This is a genomic window from Thermococcus sibiricus MM 739, assembly GCF_000022545.1.
GTDB lineage: Archaea > Methanobacteriota_B > Thermococci > Thermococcales > Thermococcaceae > Thermococcus_A > Thermococcus_A sibiricus.
The window spans coordinates 1,117,463-1,136,884 of the sequence record NC_012883.1 but is presented as its reverse complement, the minus strand read 5'-3'; the positions used below and the strand labels follow the sequence as shown (position 1 = coordinate 1,136,884).

Sequence of the window (19,422 nt, the reverse complement as noted above, 5' to 3'; positions counted from 1 at the left end):
ATTAATTATGAAGATGATGCTCAATTGGTTTTCAACGGAAAACTGGAGCTTTTGTAAAATTAAGTCAAAGTGAAATTTCTCTGTTAAAAAATATCCAAGAAAACCTCAAATGTATAGATGGAGAGTTTATAAAAAACCTCAAAAGAGGAGGGTTTATAGTACCTGATTACTTGGAAGAGTTAGACGTCATAAAAGTTAGATTCGAAAATAGTAAGTGGAATTATAACTCTCTAGGCCTAACAATAGCACCAACTCTCAATTGTAATTTAAGATGTCCATACTGTTACGAACCTCGCGACAAATTTGAGGAGTCGATAAAGATTATGCCGGAAAAAGTTCAAGAATCCCTAATACTGTTTACAATAGACCAGATTAAAAAACATGAGAAGATCAAAGCTATCGGAGTGACTTGGTATGGAGGAGAACCCCTATTAGCGAGTGATGTTGTTTTATCTCTAAGTAAAAGGCTTATGGGGATAGCCGATGAATATGGACTTAAATACACTTCGTCAATAGTAACAAATGGAACATTACTAACTGAAAAACTCTTGAAAAATTTGTTACAATTTAATATGTCACAGTTTCAAATAACTTTTGATGGAGATAAACCCCATCATGACAAAACTCGTGTTTATCCAAATGGAAAAGGAACATTTGACCAGGTGTTTCAAAAATTTCGACTACTGCTAGAGCATGATGTAAAGATTTCTGTTAGGATAAACGTAAGTTCGGAAAACTATGAGAGTATTCCTAATCTCCTCGATAGATTGAAAGAGATAGGTGCAACTAAAAAGAATGTTAGTGTTTATTTTGCAAAATTGACTAGATATGCTAATTCATGTCCTGATTTGGGATATCTTGATACTATTAACTTTGCCGAAATCGAAGGTACCCTTTATCGGAAACTCATTGAGATGGGGTTCAATTATAGTATATTCCCCTCGCCTAAGTTGCTTCCTTGTGGTGCTCTTTCTCCAACCCATTTTAGCTTAGATCCCGAAGGATATTTGTACAAATGTTGGCATGATATCGGCTTAAAGGAAAGGTGCATTGGCCACTTGGAGAAAGATCTGAACCACAAAGTCTATAAGTGGCTTGCATATACTCCTTTTGAGCATGAAGAATGTAAACATTGTGATATTTTGCCTGTATGTCTAGGGAGCTGTCCAATGATTGCGATGGAGAATGGCAAACCCCAATGTCCTTCGATTAAACACAATATCAAGGAACTTTTAACTTTATACTATGAATATAAAAAACAAAGAATGTGAGGAAGGTGAGAGTGAGTGAAGAGATATTTTATTTGCTTACTCTTAGTGGTGTCCTTATTCTTCATGACGTTACCTCCAGCTTTGGCAGAATATTATGTAGTTCTTGATTCTTCTTTGTCATCTCTATCAGAGCTAGCTGAGGGTGTTACGAAGATTCATAATGGAACCGCTATAATGGTGAATATCTCTTACTCAAATTTGACATTCTTGGGAAGTGATGACACCGTGCTGTTTGTAGTTAACAGCTCAGAATTTAACAGTGAATTAGTGTATTCCCTCTATAGAAAACTTGATTATGATGGGGATGGAATTTATGACCCAGTCATAGGATTTTTGCCTGTAGACAGCTATATACGGTTTAAGGAATGGACAAACGCTGTGATACAAACACACAGAAATAAGAATCCTCGTGCTCTCTTCGTCTGTCCTCATTGTTCCTCCAAAATAAGGCTTAATGGGAGCATGTATTACTTACACGGTAGATATGCAACATATGAGAATTATTTGAAATATTCAAAAGACGCCTCATTAATTTGGATCGCCGGGCACGGTGATCCTTCTGGAGTAGATTTAGGTTACTGGAGATTTGACGAGGATCATATGGGAGATGTCAGGGAAAAGGTATTTGTATTTGAATCATGTAGCGTGGGAATGATATGGCTCACAACGAATCCGATAGCTCTCTCCCTCTTGGGAAATGGTTCTCTCGCAATAGTGGCATCTGTGGACTCCGGTGGGGTTTCGTATTTTCCTCCAGAATACTGGATTTCAAACTACACAATAGGAAAACTCGCACAAATAAACAATGCATACTTTATGAAGATTGGCATTTCTCCAAAAGTTGTAGTTTTGGGAGATCCAGCATTTAAATTTGGGCAAGCTGGTAATTATTTCAAACAGATTCCCTACGGCGAATTAGACCACCTGGATAAAATAGTTTTACCCAAGATTAATGGATATGCGTATGTTCCAAGGGATTCGATTTTGATCATGTTATGGGAATATGTCGGCCCACTTAATCTCTGGAGAGGTTTCGTTACCGAAAGGGGGATATTTACTCTTCTGGTCGCTGTTAGTATAGTGTTGATTGGTCCAAACATATCACGGCTTAAAAAGAGAGAACTTATACTCAGCTTAGTGAGCTCTATTGGAGCAATCGCAGTATTGTATCCCACGATTGATGATATTTCCCCTCAAGTCATGTTTAAGATTTACATAGCCTGGACGCTTATAGTGCTTGCAACATATAGAAAACACACCCTCTTTGGATTTCTGTTAGCTCCCGTCCTTTTCTTCGTTGGTTTGGCTGCGATAATGGGGTTAATCACTATGAGGTACTCCCTATTTGTCTTGACTGTAGGAACGATAAGCACTTTTGTTCTTTGGTTGATATTGAAACTAAACTATTTGTTGCTCGAAAGATTTGAGCAACATCTTCGCTACAGAAACGAAAGACATGAATAGTATCAAAGGCTGTCTAATGATGCAGAAAGTTTCCATGAGATAATAAGGCTAAGAACACAGAGTTTGGATGTTGGAAACCTTATGTAACCTTAGTAAAACTCGGAAGGAGTGTAAGGAAAAAAGTTATTTGAGTTTTTCAAAACCTCATCGGAACTTTGGTTTATGTATAACATTGTAACAAAAAGGTGCGCTGTTTTAATCTCTTAACTTTCTTCCCTCTTCGAGCTCTCTTCTCAAGGTTCTTGCCTCGAATTCAGCTTTCTTGGCTCTAAACACCTTTGTAATTCTCTCAATGGCTTCGAGCTTCCTTATTGTGCCGTCGAGCCATGTAAAGACGTCTCCCGGGTAGACCACAAGGGAGTACTGCCTTCTGAAGTATTCCGCTATTTGAGTCGGATGTTTTCCCTGCCTTCTGAGCTCGATTACAAGCGATGAAACTCTCTCCATGGCATATTCGGTGCACTCCTCTTCCTCGCACATGAAGAAGTCTTGGTAAATTAAAAACAGTTTATCCTGCACATTTGGACTAACCTCTGGCAGAACTTTTTCAAGCTCCTCTAAAATCGAAGCAAAGCTTGGGGAAAAGATGTTGCTGCTCAGCCTTCCTCTAACGGCATTTTCAAGCTCTCTCTGAATAACTCCGGAAAGATAAACGTTCTCAAATGGCTGCAGCTTAATCGCAATCTCCCTTGGATGCTTCTTGAAGAGGTTTTCTCTTATGAACTGAGCTTCTTTTGGCAGTAAAAAGCTCATACTAACGGCTCTTCCGTAGGGTGTAACGTTTACAAGCTTACCCCTCAACTTTACAAATTCAAACTCCTCAAGCTTTTCAAGAACTTTTTCGGCACTTTGGTTTGCACCCAAACACATGTTTTGGACTTCTTCTATATCGTCCAAATATGAAAAGACACATGAGTGAGCTAAAACCTGATCTTGCTCCATTTCATCGCTCCACTCTACGTAAACGGGTTCTATTGGTGCGGTGAGTAGTTTAAACGCTATTTCGTCTTCACTCCCTTCCATCTGTGAGGAATAGTTCCTTCCGGGCTCGACTATGAGGTAAACTTTACCCTTATCATGGTATAAAGGTCTTCCGGCCCTTCCGAGCATCTGGTGGAACTCCCTAACGCTAAGCCATTTGTTACCCATTGCGAGGCTTTCGAATATTACCTGGGATGCTGGAAAGTCCACTCCGGCTCCTAATGCGGCTGTAGTTACAACCACATCGAGCATTTGGGCTTGGAATTCCATTTCGGTAAGCTTTCTTTGGTGGTAGGGCAAGCCGCTGTGATAGGGCTTTGCCTTCAAGCCTTTACTCGTTAAAAACGCCGCAAGTTCGTGACATCTCTTTCTTGAGTAAGTAAAAACTATGTTCTGTCCCTTAAACCCTTGGGGGGATTTCCTCATTGTTTCAGCCTTGCACAGCTGAGCTACATAGCGCCACTTCTCACTCTCATTTCTAGCAATAATGACGTGCCTTTCAAGTGCAACGGGCCTTTCATCATATAGAACAATCTTTAATCCAAGTTCTTTTGCGAGCTCTTGAGGGTTTCCAATGGTGGCACTAAGCCCAATAAACTGGGCATTTGGATAGAGCTTTCTGAGCCTTGCAATAAGACCATCGAGCCTGGCTCCCCTCTCTTCGTCATCAAGCATGTGTATTTCATCTATGACTATCGTCCCAACGTTCCCTATTTTTCTTCCTGCCCTGAGGAGATAGTCAATGCCTTCATAAGTTCCAACAATTATGTCGGCATCTATTCCGGTATCTACAACAACAAGTTCATCTTTTGTCTTTATCCTGCTCATTCCCACTCTTATGGCAACTTTAAGTCCCAATTTAGAGTACCTCTTCTTAAAATCTTCATACTTCTGATTTGCCAGAGCAACAAGGGGAACGAGAAAGAGGAGTTTTTTCCCATTGAAAGCCTTGGGAACTCCCCCGAGTTCCCCGATGAGAGTCTTTCCACTTGCCGTGGCGGAAACTACCAGTAAGTTCTCTCCCTCAAGAAGACCGTTTTTTATGGCCAAACTTTGGACTGGAAGGAGCTTTGAAACGCCTTCTTCTTTTAAAACTCGCTTGAACTCCTCGGGAATGTTTATCTCATCTATGGATAGCTCTTTAACCTTGATATGCTTTGGCTCTAGTTCATCCCATTTCGTAACATCTGGATTCTTTGTTGGATCAAAACGGGGATCAAAAATAGCCATTACTTTATTCAAATCCCTAAATCGTTCGAGGAGTTTTTTCGCTTGATCAAACATTCCGAGACTTCTAAATCTGTAGCGGAGTTCATTCTTTAGTTCTTCCTCTGCACAGCTCTCACAGATAAATTCGTGGTGATATCTTATCCTGTTTCCTTCAGTTAGCACGGTTATTTTTCCATTTAAAAAACAAAGTCTGCAAAGCTCTGCTTTCCCTACTTTTTTGTTTTGGAGCCTGATTTTAAAATATTCCTCCCATCCCGCTGCATCAGAAGTTAAAACAATTTTTGCAGTTCTCAGCATCTTTTCAATCTCTTTTGGATTTTGGTATTTGCTCCCTTCCAAGACCTTGAAAAGCCGTTTATCTCGCATTATCAACCTGAAAATTCTCTCCGCTTTTAAATTTTGAACCTGGGAAAGTTTTTCGGGTTCATTTTCAATGTAAAATGCTTCAAGCTCGTCTTCTTTTTTTCCCTTTCTAATTACAAAAAGCATTTTTGTTCACCTAGAGTTTCTACGTTGGTTTTCTCTGGAAAGTGAGACACCTCCGTCTTTAAGTACCTCTAGTACTATGGTGACTCGCCAGCGTCGTAGATTTTTGCGTAGATATTTTTTGGAAAGAAGATCCAAAAATTCTCTTAAATCCTCCATACTTTTAAAATTGGCCCGTATTAAGATTTGAAATTCCCCGGTTTTTTTATAAATTCCCAATACATTATCTAATTTTCCGATTTCATGCAAAGTTAAGTCAGTTCTTGGATCCTCCACCAAAAGTTCCAGCTCTATTAAAGCTTGAAGATACTCTTCAAGAAATGTAGGCTCGACAAGAGTGGAGTAACCTTTTATGGCACCAACCCGTTCGAGTTTGTCTACCCTATTCTTTATGCTAGCAACAGATAGGCCCAATTTTTTACTTAATTCAGTCAAAGTGGCCCTTCCGTTTTTTCTAAGCTCTATTAAAAGTTTCTTGTCTATTTCATCAACACTTGCCATAGTGATCAGAAAAATATTAAGAGGGATAAGCTATTAAGTTTTCGCTAATCGATTGTGTGAACCTGAGGAAGAGTGGGGATTTTGATTGGTGCACCAAATGCCCTATCACCTGCATCTCCAAGACCTGGTAAGATGTAGCCTTTGCTATTAAGCCCCCTGTCTATTTGTGTGACGAATATCTCTGCCTCTGGGAACTTTTCCTTTATTCTGTTTATTCCCTCTGGTGCAGCGAGGATACCAAGGACTATAAGACGTTTGGGTGTTCCATATTTTTTAATTTCTTCCATGACTGTTATTAGCGTTGAGCCTGTGGCTATCATTGGATCTGCGACTATCACAGTATCTTCTGGAGTTATCTGAGGAATTTTAACGTAATTCATTTCTATTTCAAACTTGGGAGCTTTTCCTCTTGAAGCTGAGACTATTCCAATCCTGGCATGTTCAAAGACTTTTACAAGGCCCTCCATCAGTGGGACTGCAGCTCTTAGCACTGTCACTATAACCACGTTTTTCCTGTCCTTAACTATTATACCTTCGGTCTCTTCTAAGGGGGTTTCTATCTTTATTTTTTCAACATCCATTGTTTTAATAATTTCATATCCCATATATCTTCCAAGTTTTACAAGGCCTTTTCTAAAGGCGATTGAATCAGTGTCTTTATTCCTTAGCTCTGTTAAAATTTCCATCAAATATGGAGAGTCGTCAAATGAGTAAACTTTCTCCCATCTTTCATCCTTTATCATTTTTCATCACCTCAAAATCTGATCAAGTAGTATGGCAGTTAGAGCCCCAATAGCCATTCCTGACTCTAAAATACTACTAACAATTTGAGGGAAATGTTCAAGGAATTCAGGAGGTAGTTGAGGAGCGCCCAACCCGATTATTAGTGCACTTGCAATTATGAACATGTTTCTATCATTTAACTCAACTTTATCCTTTATTAATCTAAGCCCTGTGACGCTTATCATACCGTAAAGTGCTATTGTAAGGCCTCCAAGTACAGGATGAGGCATTGAGGCCAAAATTCCGGAGAATTTGGGAATCATAGCTAGGAGTACTAGTATTACCCCACCTACTTGGACTACTTGTCTGCTTGCAATTTTTGTTAGAGCTACGAGTCCAATATTTTCGGAATAACTTGTAGTCCCGCAGGCTCCAAGAATTCCAGCTAATGAACATGCCAATCCTTCACTCATGATTCCTCTGTTGATGTTTTTGTTTGTTATTGGGGCTTCGGCTATTGCTGAAATCGCATGATAATCTCCTACACTTTCTATGATACTCACCATGAAAGCAAAGAGAAGGGTTATTATTGCAGTTGCATTAAATACTGGAGTTCCCCATGGAAGAGGTTTTGGAATATTTATAAGTGGAAGTTCCCTTACAAGTGTGAAATCAGCCATTCCCAAAATTATACTTGCTGTATAACCCACAAACGCTCCTGCGATTACAGGCATTGCTCTCAATGACCTTTTTCCTTTAAGTGCTATATACATAGTGGTTGCAAAGGTTATTAGTGCTATAAAGAATGCTTTTGGAATACTTGTCCCATTTGGGTCAGCAAAGAAGTTAAATGTGTACTTTACGGCTACATGAGCAAGTGAAAATCCTATAAGCATTATTGTGACCCCAGTAACAACAGGTGAAAAGAGCTTTTTGAGTTTTCCAATGATTCCAAAGGTCCCTATTGTAGCTTCTATTAATCCGCCAATTATCAAAGCTCCTTCTACGGCAGGTAATCCTAAGTTATTTCCTATACTTATGAGCCCCGGAATAAAGGCAAAACTGGATCCTTGAACTATTGGGTATCTGGATCCTATAGTTGTCTGTAAAAGAGTTGCTATTCCCATGGCTAGCAAGACTACTTGAATTAAGAGGGCAATGTCTCTTCCATTAAGTCCAATTGCTGTTCCAACAACAAGAGGCACTGTAACAGTTGCCCCAAACATTGCAAGGACATGTTGAAATCCTAAAAGAATAACTTTCTTCGATTCTACTTTTTCTTCAATTCCGATTTTAATTCCATTTGCCATTAAAGCCCGCTCAACCTATGTTGCATGCGATTTTTAAAGATTTCGGTTATGTTGCATTGCCTGGGTTGGTTCACAGAACATTATAATTTAAATAATAAACTGAAAAAAGAAAGTGAAAGTGTTTAATCTTTTTCCTCTGGAGGGACATTTTCCTCTTTAACTGGAATGAGGCACAAGAATTCAAAGGTCTCTGATTCTGGATTTTCATATGCATGCGGTTCGTTCGGTGGAACGTACAAAAAGCTCCCTGGAACAACTTTTATGGTTTTCCTACCATTTGTTATGTAACCTTCTCCTTTTACGATGAATATTTCATGCTCCCAGTCATGCTGGTGGATAGGAATTTTCCCGCCCTTTTTAATGACGAAATATCTCATTGCGAAGTTTTTAGCCCCAATTTTCGGAGAGATAAGCCATCTGATTGTTGTGTTTTCAACGCCTTCCATCGTGACTTCTTTTTCTTCGACATCTTGGTAATGGCTAACGAACATTGTTATCACCGATAAAATATGGAAAAAAGCATTAATAAGTTTATCTAACTATCCATATTGTCCAGACCATAAGGATGTAAGCTAGGATACTTATCAAAATGTGGAGTTTTGTCCATAGGCCTTTCTTTTTAGAAAGGAAGATAAAAGCTCCACTAAGCATTGAGAGGTTCATAAGGCCGAAGGTTATGTATCCAAGGGTGTAATGATCCAAAACTACCATACTAAACCCTCCCTACGGGGAATATATAAAGAGGGGCCCCGTTTGTTCCAATAATTTCGGCAACTTCTTCATCGTAAAAAGCCCCAATAGCTACTGTTCCCAAGTTTAAGGCTGTGGCTTGGAGGTAGATATTCTGTCCTATATGCCCAGCTTCCATGTGGACGTATCTTATTCCCCTCTCCCCGTAAACTTTTGTTGTTCTCTCATAAAATGCAACGAGTATGATATCTATAGCAGCATCCCCAACCCACTTTTGGTCTAGAGCTGCTTTTTGGAGTTCTTTCCTAAAATCTCCCTCTTTAACTAATGTTATACTGTGTTCGAATGGGTTGTAATGGTATATGCCAGGTTTTAGTCTTTCTACACTTCCAACTACAACAAAAATTTCGAATGGATAAGTGGCTCCAGCACTTGGAGCACTCCTTTTTTTGTCATGAGTTATTCCTTGACAGGCCCATAAGAGTTGGGATAAGTCTTCCAGCTTAAGTGGTTGGTTTTTGTATGTTCGGATGCTTTTTCTCTTCGCAATAGCTTCCTCAACGCTCATTTCTCCTCTTAAATTGGGTTCTGGCAGGAGTATTTTTTCTCCTTCGTATGTGAGCTCACCTCTTTTCTCTAGGAGATAGGGTTTTAATGCTAACAGAAGTGAAAAGGAAACTACCAGCACCACAATAAATAAGGCTACTTTTCGATAGTCCATGTTTGTGTATAGTTCTTCAACTATTTTAGCTTTTATTATTTTGATGGGCTAAAGGATAATAATTAATCAATTTTATATTTTGAAAGAGTGAAAATTGGAGTGGGTTTAGGTTGGTGGGAACATGCTTTCGATTCAAGAACTGCCAACTCCACTTGTGGTGGTTGATCTCGATAAATTGGAGTTTAACATAAAAGAGGTTGCAAAAGAAGCTAAGAAACACAACAAACAGCTTTTTCCAATGGTTAAAACCCATAAATCAGTTTATGTGGCGAATCTTCAGAAAAAAGCAGGAGCAGGAGGGTTTCTGTGTGGTACAATAGATGAAGCTGAGGCCTTGGCTGAAGCAGGTTTAGGAGAAACTCTAATGCTTGCATATCCAATAATGGATAAAGAAAATTTCTCTCGGGTTGCAAGACTTATTGAGGATGGATTGAGAGTGATATTCAGAATTGATAGCGTTGATGCCGCAGAATTCCTAGATGCAGAACTCAAAAAGAGAGGTTTAAGAGCAGAATTCACTATCATAGTGGATACCGGGGGAGTTAGATATGGTATAGAGCCTGAAAAAGTGGGAAACTTTGCGAAAAGGGTGAAAGAATATAGTAACTTAGAGTTTGTTGGGATAACAACGCACCCTGGACACGTGTATAATGCCACAAACCCTAAGGAGGTTAAGGCAATAGCCGAGCAAGCAACAAAGGGTATGAAAATTGCTTTAAGGTCTCTGAGGCAATGGAACATGAATCCAGAAATCGTGGGGATTGGATCAACACCTACATTTAGATTTGACATCGAGGAGGAGATATACACTCACCTGTTCCCGGGCAACTATGTTTATTACGATAGACAACAGGCCCTTATTTTTGGTTCAGCAAACTTGGAAAGATGCGCTCTCACGATATTTGTAACAGTAACTTCAATAGCAGAGAGATGTGGAAAAAGGTTTGGCCTGATAAATGCTGGAAGCCTATATTTTGATAAAAGAGGCCATGAAATTCTTGGTAGTTTTGGACAAGCAGTTGAGTATCCGAGGGCTAAATTGATTGGGCTCTCACAGGAAGTTGGAAAAATTGATGTAACGAATGAACCGGATGTTAAAGTTGGTGAGAAAATTAACGTAATCCCAAACCATTCATGCTTCTCAAATAATGCTACAAGCTATATCATAGGCCACAGAAAGGGTATTGTAAGGAGAATTATTAAAGTAACTGCTAGAAGTGGGAGCAATATGAATGGACTTTTCCTTTGAGTTTTATTTTTTCTAAATTTTTCATAATCTCGACTTATCCGGAAGAGAGTCTCTAAAAAGAAAAAATAAGACTAAAAAAGGTTGGTGCTCAGGATTTCCTTCCCACTATAAACCCAAGAACGATACCAACGAGGAAAGCAAATGGTATAAGCGATATGTATGATTTAGTGGCCTCTGGTTGGGTGGGGGAAGTGGTAGCTTGAGGTGTTGTAGTTTGGGTTGGTATGGTAGTGGTTGGTTCTTCAATTATTTTTGGTGGGGAAGCAGTCTCTAAAAAGACGGTGGAGGTTTCTTTAGCGTACTGATAGAACATCATAGCATTTTGGATGTTATCTAGGCCTCCTTGATTTTCATAACTCTGAGCGAATTCATAATATGAGAAACTTAGGACTGGGTAAATGCCTTCTTTCTGGGCCTGGGCAATTGCTACCTTTGCATTTTCTTTCATTCTCTGTAGCTTGTCCATTAGGATTGTCTCATTATCAATTCCAAGTGTGTCTAAGATTATCTCTGCTTGTATTCTTGCCTCCATAGCCGAAAATATGGCTGCTGAATATTTTCCATCTTGATAATATCCTTCTCCTTCGTTCATTAGATTGATCAATTCTTGAAGGTTTACCTCACCAAACATGGAAGTTATGTAAGTTATTATTAATCTTGAGTTATCCAAGTAATCTCTTGCAGTTTCCTTCAGGGATTCCCTTTCAATAACGTCTCCTTTAGCATATCTCTCTCCTAAAGAAGCCCAGAATTTTGCTGTTTGGATTCTTTCATAGGCAAATGCAGCATTACTCACAGCATCCCAGTAGTTTGCATCATAGTAGTCTGACCATGCCTCTTTCAAGAGTGATTTGGCTTGTTCTATTCTCTCTTCACTCGCTGCAACTGCTTGCAACATACTTATGCCTCTGATCGTGAGGTTTGAAATGGCATTTTCGGTGCTTTTTATTTCATCGTTCACGTTTTTTAATAAGTTTTCTAGATCAGCATCAGTTTCTACGCTGAGATACCAGTCTACATGACGTATTGTAATTCTAGCCTGGAAGTTGAGACTTAGGGTTGTGTAGTATCTGCCATCTTCTAGGGCCTTCTTGGCTTCGTCCAATCTGCTCTTTGCTTCATTCAAAGCTTCTTTAAGGTAAGAATATGTGGTATAACCCATGTTGCTGGTCTTAAGTTTGTTCTCAACTTGCTCATAGTAACTTAAAGTTTTATCGTAGTCATTGAGAGCGTCTGTTTTTAAGAAAGAGGTATCTACATTTAAATTCGCCGGTACAGAAGGTTTTTCTATTTTCTTTCCGGTGAAATAATAAACAGCATCGTATATATCCTTAATTTCTTTTACCTCTAATCCCCATCTCTCCCGGGCATATTCTACCACATCTACTCGTTCAGCTTTGCTTGTTATTTGGGTTATGGGGCCGATTTGCTTTTGTTCTGTTGTTTGGATTATTTGAATTCTTTGTCCCTCAGGAATTAGAAAGAGTTTGCTCCCGACACTGTATGCAGCAGAAGCTTTTTCCAGGATTCCGCCAACCGGTCCAATGCTTCCATCTGGATTTATCATACCTGTCATCATCACGTCTTTTCTTACTTCCCATCCCTCTAAAGCGGCTATTATACCGACAGTCATTGTTCCTCCAGCAGAAGGGCCTCCAATAATTGGAGCATCTGATTTCACTTGAATAAAAACGTCATACTTGTTCATGTCCACATCAAGAACTTTTCCAGCTATTTGGGCGGCTAATCTTGCAGATGCCTGCATGTCTACTTCAGCTAATGGCCAAGTCTCCACATAAACGTGTCCATTTCCGGGAGCAACTGTTATTACAAAGTCTGTTGCTACACCTATTAACTCGCCGCTAGATGTCCTCGAGACTGCTGGAGCTTTTAAGATAACGGTGTTTCCATTTTCTGGACATTGAGCACTTGCAAAAGGCAAGAGTAAAATGATCAACGCTAATATCGATAGTATTTTCTTCATATTCTCACCTCCAGTGATTGAATTTTCTTGTTCTTTAATATCTTTTATGGTTCACATGTCCAAAAATTGGGGATTGAACCAAAGTCTTTTTAAACCTCCCGTCAAAACGGTTATGGGGAGTGACATGGGCTTTTATTCCTCTTTAATAGGTCGGAAGTTTTGTGATGTACTCTAAAATTTTCTCTCTGATGCCCATGGTATATTAGAACAAGATAATATTGGGGGTTTAACACTTTTTGGTACGATTCTCAAAACAGAGATCCTATTTTGGAGCCCCGGGCGGGGTTTGAACCCGCGACCTGCCGCTTACCAAGCGGCCGCTCCACCAGGCTGAGCCACCGGGGCACCGAAAGAAAGAAGCCAAAATTGTCTATATAAACTTTTCGCTTTGGGATTCTCAAAAATCTATAAGAGTATTTGCTTATAAAGTATGTAGTTTGAGTTATTACGTACAACTTAGAAGTTATACCTTCCTAACTAAATGTTAAGGCCAGTCTCGTTAGATACATCGAGAAGAAATGTAAAAGGGGGATGTTTTCTAAGAGATTAATACTCCCTTTCTACTATGAAATCTGCTAAAAGTTCCAGATGTTTTCTGGCCTCACTTTCTGGCAGTGCTTTCAAAGCTTCTTTTGCTTCTTCAATGAGTTTTCTTGCAAGGTTGGCTGCATAGTCCGTACTTCCATATTTCTTTAGGAGATCAATTGCTTTTTTGACTTCTTCTTGAATATCCTCCTCAATGATTCCCTCTCCTTTTACGTCTCCAGCATATTTGCCGAATACTTTGAAAAACTTTAGTTTATCTTCTTCACTTGCGTTCTCTAAGAAGTGAGCCACAATAATTGTTTTTTTGCCTTTTCTTATATCGCTCCCCACGGGTTTTCCAAGTTTTTCTTCGTCTGCTATAAGATCAAGAACATCATCCCAGATCTGGAATGCTATACCAACGTTCCTTCCATATTTTGAGAGGGCCTGAATGTATTCATTGTTTTCTGTCCCTATGAGGCCACCTATCGTAGCAGAGGCATCTATTAGCGCACCAGTTTTTCCACTTATCATCTTCATGTACTCGTCTATGGTGACAGTTTCTTTGTTTTCGAATTCTAAGTCCCTTGCCTGCCCTTCACATAATTCGTTTGATGTTTTTGAGATAACATCCAGAACCTTCACGACTTTCTCAGCTTCAACAGGTATTTTTGCAACTGCTTCGAAAACCTTTGAGAAGAGCAGATCTCCAGCCAAAATTGCCATGTTTACCCCCCAAACTTTATGAACCGTCGGCCTGCCTCTTCTTTTCTCGTCCATGTCCATTATGTCATCGTGCACTAGGGAATAGTTGTGGAGCAGTTCTACAGCAGCAGCTGCATAAACAGCTTTTTCTGGATTTCCTCCAACAGCTTCGGTAGAGGTTAAAACTATGAACGGCCTAATTCTCTTTCCTCCAGCTAGGGGGTAATGCCTTGCAGCATCATAAATAATTTTGGGTTCCTTTTCAGGTATAAGTTCAAAAATGACCTCATCAACTATTTTGATTTTTTCTTTTAATGCTTCAAATAAAGGATCAAATTTCATTATCTATCACCTCACATCAACTTTGTAACCGTTCCTTGATACAAAAACATCTCTTCCAATTAAGTACCCTTCTTCCTCTGCAAGTTCGGCATAATGAGTGAGCATCCTAAACTCTCCATGAGCAGGAATCATATTCTCTGGATTTAAAAGTTTAATCAAGTACCTATGATCTTCTCTACTTGAGTGGCCAGATACGTGTAGATCCTTTACCATTCTAACTCCTCTCATTCTAAGTTTAGTCTCCAAAGCATAACGTTGGGCAATGTTGAGGGGATTGGGGATGACTCCAGCAGAAAATATAACAGTATCAGTCTTACCAATATCATAGAGTTCTCCATTAGCCATTCTTGTAAGTACTGCTCCAGGTTCACCTTGATGGCCTGTTACAATGAGAAGGTAGTTTTCTCTGGCTTGAGAGACTTCTCTAAGAGTTTTTTGGACTGCAGCTGGGCTTTTAACTGCCTTGGCCCCTTTCATCTTTATGAGACCTAGTTGTTTTGCTATGCCGGTGTATTTGGCCAGTGATCTTCCTATAAGAACAGCCTGTCTCCCCATGTTGTTTGCTATCTCTATTAGCTCTTGAAGACGAGCTATGTGGGAGGCAAAGGTTGTCGTTATTAGTCCTTTTTCTTCCATCCCTTCATAGTAGAAAAAGTCTTCTAGGAGAAGCTTTGCAGATGCTTCGCTGGGTGTCTTCGTAGCTTCTGCGACCCTTGTGGATTCTGGTATCAAAATTTTTACTCCCTCTTGGCCTATCTCCTTAAGCCTCTTATAGTCGGGGTTTTCTCCCAGCGGGTTGTGATTATCGAATTTATAATCACAGGCATAAACTACGGCTCCCTCTGGAGTATGTACTACGACTATAGAGGAATGAGGGATTGAGTGTGTTACTTGGACGAACTCTATGGTCAAGTTTTCACTCACCTGAACTATCTCCCCGTATTGGGTTTCGTACATAGGGTTTGTGACTTCGAAATACTGTTCGCTTCTAACCTCTCCTTTTGCGAGTTTTATAGTATAAGGTGTCCCATAGATAGGAACATTAGAATAATGAGGAGCGAGTTTTGCTATAGCTCCTATGTGGTCGAGATGACCGTGAGAAAGGGCTATTGCCACAACTTTCTTATTTTTTATTATTGTATCATCTGGAATCGCCCCTAATTTTTTCAAATCTCGCGAACTCATTTTTTGGAAATTAACATCCTCATGAATAAGAACTCGGTCAAGTCTAATTCCCATATCAATTATTATAACCTCATTTTCATATTCTATAGCAGTCATATTTTTACCTACTTCTTCATAACCGCCTATTGTGTAAACTTTTATCATTTCGGTTCCTCCACTATTTTATTGAGGCGGACTTTTTGTCGGCCTCGGCCCTTTGGCTGGTGGAGCAGAACTCCACCGGGTTAAGGTATACTATCTTCAAGGGTTTAAAAATATGTGCATTAGAAAAGAAAAAGCTTTAAAGTCTTCTATCCCTTAAAAATTCCCATAAATCAATTCTTTGCTCAAGCCATTCTCTTGCAAAACCTGTAACCACGATAGGTACTTTTTTAAGCTCCTTAACGCTCCCTGCCCCAACGAGGAACATTACATTTCTCAACTCGTCTATGTACTGCTGGAGAATCTTGATCACGCCCTCAACATCTCCATTGACCGCTGGTTTCAACAGAGGTAAAGCAACTCCCGCTAAGTTTGCACCAAGAGCTAGGGCCTTTGCAATCATTATGCCATCTCTTATTCCACCTGTGGCGATTATTGGGAGTCCTGTGGCGTAGCGAACTTCAGCAACGCTTAAAGCAGTTGGAATTCCCCAGTCCCAGAACTTCAAAGCTAGGTTTTTGCTTTTCTCGTCCTTTGCTCTGTAGTACTCAACGCTACTCCATGATGTTCCTCCAAGACCTCCAACATCTATTGCGTCGATTCCAATGCTCTCCAATTTTATTGCAACTTCCATTGAGACTCCGGCCCCAGTTTCCTTGGCTATTATAGGATATGAAAGCTCACCCTTAAGTTCTGCCAAAGCGGTTATGACTCCTTTATATTGTGTGTCTCCCTCCGGCTGGACGCTCTCCTGGAGAGGGTTCATGTGAATAGCAAGAGCATCGGCTTGAATTGTTTCCACAGCTTTCAAGGCTTCCTCAACACCATAGCGATTTGGCATATTCTCAGCAAATTGAGGTGCTCCCAAATTGCCAACGAGGAAAATGTCTGGTGCGACATCCCTAACATAGTAACTTTCCCAGGTTTCGGGCTTCCTTATCATAGCCCTTTGACTTCCAACACCCATGGGGATGTTTAACTCTTGGGCAGCCTTAGCTAGGGTTTTGTTTATCTTTCCAGCGAGCTGAGAGCCTTTTGTTCCTCCGGTCATTCCGGCTATCATTATTGGGTAATCAAACTTCCTTCCAAGGACTTCAACGCTTAAATCAATTTCATCCTTGTCTATTTCAGGTAAGGATGTATGAACAAAATGTATGTTCTCAAACTGGGTGCTTACATGGGCTTCAACCTGCTTCTTTAAGCAGTGCTCTATGTGTTCAAACTTCCTAATAACTGTGAGTTCTTCCTTATCCACCTTTACCACCTCTTAATAACCGTCCCAGGATTTTCCCCCTGGAGGACTTTTGTAAGGTTCCCTTTAACCTTTCCGTTTATGAAATAAACATCTGAATAGTGAGCAATCTCAAGGGCTTTTTTGAGCTTGTTCCCAATGCCTCCGGTAACATCTATCCCTGCTGATTCTGAGCTTTCCAGCAGGTGTTCAATCCCTTCTTTGGTGAGCTCTGTGATGAGCTTTGCGCCTTTTTCCCTTGGATTTTTGTCGTATATCCCATCAACGTCCATCAGGAAGATTACCTTCTCTGCTCTGAGTATCTTTGCGAGGTAACCCGCTATCTGATCCCCGGAGAGAATGTCTATTCCCTTCTCGAGGGCAACTGCGGTGTCTCCAAAGAGAACTGGAATAAAGCCTTTTTCCAAAAGTTTCCTCAGAATCTCAAGCTCTCCATAGATAATCTCTCCATTCTCGATAAGAAAAATCGATGATGAGGAAACAGAATAAGCTGGCAGTCCTTTTTCAAGGAAAACCTCTATTATCAGGTTGTTGAGTTTGAGCATTGCTTGATGGGTCTTTGAAAAGCCTATCCTCTTGCGCTTTACATCTCCAATTAATCCCTCTCGGATTTTGTATTCCCTTGCATTTGGGTGTCCAAAGCTCCCGCCGCCGTGAACAAGGATAAAGCTCTCTTTTGGATAAAACTGAGCTATCTCTTCAGCTATTTCCTCAACGACTTCTCTATTAAACGAATAGGGTGTATTTTTGTCGCTTATTACACTTCCGCCGAGTTTGATTATTATCATCACGCACACCAAATATGCAATACAGACTAAGGTTTATAGCAGTTTTGAAAAATTTATGAGAGAAAAGTAGCTCCAGTATCCTTAGTGCAAGATATGTCTCATATAAACCACCATAGGCATTCTCTTGCCCTTCATAGAAATTAAATCCACCGTATGGATACTGTACTCTTTTTAAAAAACTTAAAAGTCCATCAACGTCTTTTGGGCAAACTCCTATAGTTCTTAAGGCTCTGACAACATAGTAAGTTGTGTAGAGATCCGGAGCGCCCCATCCACCATTTGTTTGGGAATTTAAAAGGAATTCAACAGTTCTTTCATCACGATATTTGTACCCTAACTCTTCTAAGAGAAGAACCGCATGTGAGGTGTATAATAGTTTTTTGTATATATTTCCCGAATGATTTCCAAATGTTCCATCTTGATTTCGTTGGGCCAGGATTTTTTCAATAAGTTGATTCTTTGTTTTTTCATCCAAAACAACGCCAATCTCTTTTCCAAGTTTTATTAGACTTATCCAGCTTCCATCCTCTACAATGTTGTCAGTTTTCTCAGTGAGATAAAGATTGAAAAGCCTGGCAGTTTCGTTTCTGATATAATTATAAGTCTCATTGTCCATAGTAATGCCGAGCTCTTTATAAGTCAAGTATACAAAGTAGAGGGGAGCTAGCTCATCGTTGGAATATGGTTTTCGATAATAGACTGCTCTGCTGAGATAGTTTTTTATTCTAGTCTTGTTTATCTCTCCTCCCAGCAGTTTGCTTGTGTGAACCGCCATATATGTTGACAAAGGATCTCCAAACGATTGATAGCAGAAAATGAACCCTCCTAATGGAGTTTCTCTTTCATGGATAAAATTGATGGTATCCCTCTCTGGCATTTTCCCAATTAATATCAAAGCTTCGACAGCGTAATATGTTCCCTGAGGTTCCCCATAATCTAATCCGAAGAGATTGAACCCCCCATCCCAGAGCTTCTCTTCCATTAAGATTTTATAAGTAGCTGATTTGATTTCATCTGTCAATAAGTTTTCTTTTTTAAGGGCTTCCAATATAGGGACCATCAAAAATAGTGGAAGGGGTCTTTTCAGAAAGAAAGAAGCGTTCTGAGAAAGCCAGATAAGAGGGTATACCTTTTGATCGTAGTCCTCTAGATCTCTATAATCAATTCCCAGCATTTGCAACATGTTGGTGTACATGTTAAACATGCTTATGTATTTTACAACAGATCCAAAGTTATCAACGTCTGGTGGGGTCAAGTTACTCCATTCATTTAAAACATGCATTTTTGTGTCATTAAGCTCGGCAACATTATACCCTAAAGCACTTAACATCTCTAATGCTTTTTCTGTCATATCTGTACCATCATCATCAATAAAACTTCCATTGTCCTGTTTGTATGATAAAATTAAGCTGATGATGTCTTCCCTATTGGAAGGGGTCTCATTAAGTAGGGACAAACTCATAACTCCGAAATACAATTTAAGAAAATCGTTTATATTTGTCTTGGTAGAATTTCTAAAGAAAGTTTTCTCCTCCTCATGTAACCATTTTATAGTTTGGACTTTATTATATGGGGTCTGATTTACTAAAGTTAATGCTTTGGTAAAGTAGTAAGTTGATAGGATATCGGGTATTACATTATCAACGATCTCTGTAAAACCTCCATCTGGTGTTTGAGCAAGATAAACCCGCTTTAAAGTGTAGTTAATCCAAGTTTCTCCTAAGAAATTGGTAACATCAAAATTTTCGATGCATCCTATCTGTGATCTTTCTTGGGAACTTGTACTTTTAAATCCATTTTGTGAAAAATCTGAGATGCATCCTGCAGCAAAAACTAAAAATATCAAAAAAATTGCTGAAAGAGAGTTTTTCATT

16 protein-coding genes and 1 tRNA gene are annotated in these 19,422 nt (G+C 39.6%); 3 read left to right on the top strand and 14 right to left on the bottom strand.

Translation table 11 applies throughout. The features are described 5' to 3' along the window. The first annotated feature begins 170 nt into the window (after positions 1-170). Positions 171-1,271 carry a radical SAM/SPASM domain-containing protein gene (locus TSIB_RS06035; RefSeq protein WP_015849517.1) on the top strand — a complete coding sequence of 367 codons (1,101 nt, stop codon included), beginning with the start codon at positions 171-173 and terminating at the stop codon, positions 1,269-1,271. 63 nt (positions 1,272-1,334) lie between these two features. After that, the gene (locus TSIB_RS06030; RefSeq protein WP_015849516.1) at positions 1,335-2,735 is read left to right on the top strand and encodes a hypothetical protein; all 1,401 of its coding nucleotides are present in this window, start codon (positions 1,335-1,337) and stop codon (positions 2,733-2,735) included. A 195-nt stretch (positions 2,736-2,930) separates the two neighbouring features. Here the strand turns inward: TSIB_RS06030 and TSIB_RS06025 are convergent, their stop codons facing one another. From TSIB_RS06025 to TSIB_RS05995, 7 genes are all read right to left on the bottom strand, one after another. After that, positions 2,931-5,435, bottom strand: a complete 2,505-nt coding sequence (locus tag TSIB_RS06025) for a DUF5814 domain-containing protein (RefSeq protein ID WP_015849515.1) — start codon at positions 5,433-5,435, stop codon at positions 2,931-2,933. 6 nt (positions 5,436-5,441) lie between these two features. After that, entirely contained in the window at positions 5,442-5,933 is a 492-nt protein-coding gene (locus TSIB_RS06020) for an Lrp/AsnC family transcriptional regulator (RefSeq protein WP_015849514.1), read from the bottom strand. Positions 5,934-5,977: 44 nt separating this feature from the next. Next, a complete protein-coding gene (upp, locus tag TSIB_RS06015) occupies positions 5,978-6,676 on the bottom strand; it encodes a uracil phosphoribosyltransferase (RefSeq protein ID WP_015849513.1) in 699 nt (232 codons plus the stop codon). A 6-nt stretch (positions 6,677-6,682) separates the two neighbouring features. Further along, on the bottom strand, positions 6,683-7,966 hold the full coding sequence (locus TSIB_RS06010) for a uracil-xanthine permease family protein (RefSeq protein ID WP_015849512.1): 1,284 nt from the start codon (positions 7,964-7,966) through the stop codon (positions 6,683-6,685). A gap of 122 nt (positions 7,967-8,088) precedes the next feature. Next, on the bottom strand, positions 8,089-8,457 hold the full coding sequence (locus TSIB_RS06005) for a cupin domain-containing protein (RefSeq protein ID WP_015849511.1): 369 nt from the start codon (positions 8,455-8,457) through the stop codon (positions 8,089-8,091). Between the two features lie 40 nt (positions 8,458-8,497). Next, positions 8,498-8,677: a hypothetical protein gene (locus TSIB_RS06000; protein WP_015849510.1), complete on the bottom strand. Its 180-nt coding sequence runs from the start codon at positions 8,675-8,677 to the stop codon at positions 8,498-8,500. A gap of 1 nt (position 8,678) precedes the next feature. After that, on the bottom strand, positions 8,679-9,377 hold the full coding sequence (locus TSIB_RS05995) for a SagB/ThcOx family dehydrogenase (protein WP_015849509.1): 699 nt from the start codon (positions 9,375-9,377) through the stop codon (positions 8,679-8,681). Between the two features lie 121 nt (positions 9,378-9,498). On the opposite strand from TSIB_RS05995, the gene TSIB_RS05990 reads away from it, so the two are divergent. Further along, the gene (locus tag TSIB_RS05990; RefSeq protein WP_015849508.1) at positions 9,499-10,626 is read left to right on the top strand and encodes an alanine racemase; all 1,128 of its coding nucleotides are present in this window, start codon (positions 9,499-9,501) and stop codon (positions 10,624-10,626) included. A gap of 88 nt (positions 10,627-10,714) precedes the next feature. Here the strand turns inward: TSIB_RS05990 and TSIB_RS05985 are convergent, their stop codons facing one another. The 7 genes from TSIB_RS05985 to TSIB_RS05955 form a co-directional block, all read right to left on the bottom strand. Continuing rightward, a complete protein-coding gene (locus tag TSIB_RS05985) occupies positions 10,715-12,610 on the bottom strand; it encodes a S16 family serine protease (RefSeq protein ID WP_015849507.1) in 1,896 nt (631 codons plus the stop codon). A gap of 268 nt (positions 12,611-12,878) precedes the next feature. Beyond that, positions 12,879-12,955, bottom strand: a tRNA-Thr gene (locus tag TSIB_RS05980). A gap of 201 nt (positions 12,956-13,156) precedes the next feature. Further along, positions 13,157-14,182 carry a polyprenyl synthetase family protein gene (locus TSIB_RS05975; protein ID WP_015849506.1) on the bottom strand — a complete coding sequence of 342 codons (1,026 nt, stop codon included), beginning with the start codon at positions 14,180-14,182 and terminating at the stop codon, positions 13,157-13,159. A 6-nt stretch (positions 14,183-14,188) separates the two neighbouring features. After that, a complete protein-coding gene (locus TSIB_RS05970; RefSeq protein ID WP_015849505.1) occupies positions 14,189-15,511 on the bottom strand; it encodes an RNase J family beta-CASP ribonuclease in 1,323 nt (440 codons plus the stop codon). Positions 15,512-15,647: 136 nt separating this feature from the next. After that, positions 15,648-16,772 (bottom strand): type 2 isopentenyl-diphosphate Delta-isomerase, encoded by a 1,125-nt coding sequence (fni, locus tag TSIB_RS05965; protein ID WP_015849504.1) that lies wholly within the window; start codon positions 16,770-16,772, stop codon positions 15,648-15,650. After that, positions 16,766-17,548 carry an isopentenyl phosphate kinase gene (locus TSIB_RS05960; RefSeq protein WP_015849503.1) on the bottom strand — a complete coding sequence of 261 codons (783 nt, stop codon included), beginning with the start codon at positions 17,546-17,548 and terminating at the stop codon, positions 16,766-16,768. The genes fni and TSIB_RS05960 overlap by 7 nt, the downstream gene beginning before the upstream one ends. Next, positions 17,487-19,421, bottom strand: a complete 1,935-nt coding sequence (locus TSIB_RS05955) for a prenyltransferase/squalene oxidase repeat-containing protein (RefSeq protein WP_015849502.1) — start codon at positions 19,419-19,421, stop codon at positions 17,487-17,489. The genes TSIB_RS05960 and TSIB_RS05955 overlap by 62 nt, the downstream gene beginning before the upstream one ends. Position 19,422: the final 1 nt, after the last annotated feature.

Bases quoted from the DNA above. Each gene is read 5' to 3' on its own strand.
- TSIB_RS06030 (WP_015849516.1), top strand. From the start codon at position 1,335: ATGACGTTACCTCCAGCTTTGGCAGAATATTATGTAGTTCTTGATTCT.
- TSIB_RS06025 (WP_015849515.1), bottom strand. From the start codon at position 5,435: ATGCTTTTTGTAATTAGAAAGGGAAAAAAAGAAGACGAGCTTGAAGCA.
- TSIB_RS06020 (WP_015849514.1), bottom strand. From the start codon at position 5,933: ATGGCAAGTGTTGATGAAATAGACAAGAAACTTTTAATAGAGCTTAGA.
- upp (WP_015849513.1), bottom strand. From the start codon at position 6,676: ATGATAAAGGATGAAAGATGGGAGAAAGTTTACTCATTTGACGACTCT.
- TSIB_RS06010 (WP_015849512.1), bottom strand. From the start codon at position 7,966: ATGGCAAATGGAATTAAAATCGGAATTGAAGAAAAAGTAGAATCGAAG.
- TSIB_RS06005 (WP_015849511.1), bottom strand. From the start codon at position 8,457: ATGTTCGTTAGCCATTACCAAGATGTCGAAGAAAAAGAAGTCACGATG.
- TSIB_RS06000 (WP_015849510.1), bottom strand. From the start codon at position 8,677: ATGGTAGTTTTGGATCATTACACCCTTGGATACATAACCTTCGGCCTT.
- TSIB_RS05995 (WP_015849509.1), bottom strand. From the start codon at position 9,377: ATGGACTATCGAAAAGTAGCCTTATTTATTGTGGTGCTGGTAGTTTCC.
- TSIB_RS05990 (WP_015849508.1), top strand. From the start codon at position 9,499: ATGCTTTCGATTCAAGAACTGCCAACTCCACTTGTGGTGGTTGATCTC.
- TSIB_RS05985 (WP_015849507.1), bottom strand. From the start codon at position 12,610: ATGAAGAAAATACTATCGATATTAGCGTTGATCATTTTACTCTTGCCT.
- TSIB_RS05975 (WP_015849506.1), bottom strand. From the start codon at position 14,182: ATGAAATTTGATCCTTTATTTGAAGCATTAAAAGAAAAAATCAAAATA.
- TSIB_RS05970 (WP_015849505.1), bottom strand. From the start codon at position 15,511: ATGATAAAAGTTTACACAATAGGCGGTTATGAAGAAGTAGGTAAAAAT.
- TSIB_RS05960 (WP_015849503.1), bottom strand. From the start codon at position 17,548: ATGATAATAATCAAACTCGGCGGAAGTGTAATAAGCGACAAAAATACA.
- TSIB_RS05955 (WP_015849502.1), bottom strand. From the start codon at position 19,421: ATGAAAAACTCTCTTTCAGCAATTTTTTTGATATTTTTAGTTTTTGCT.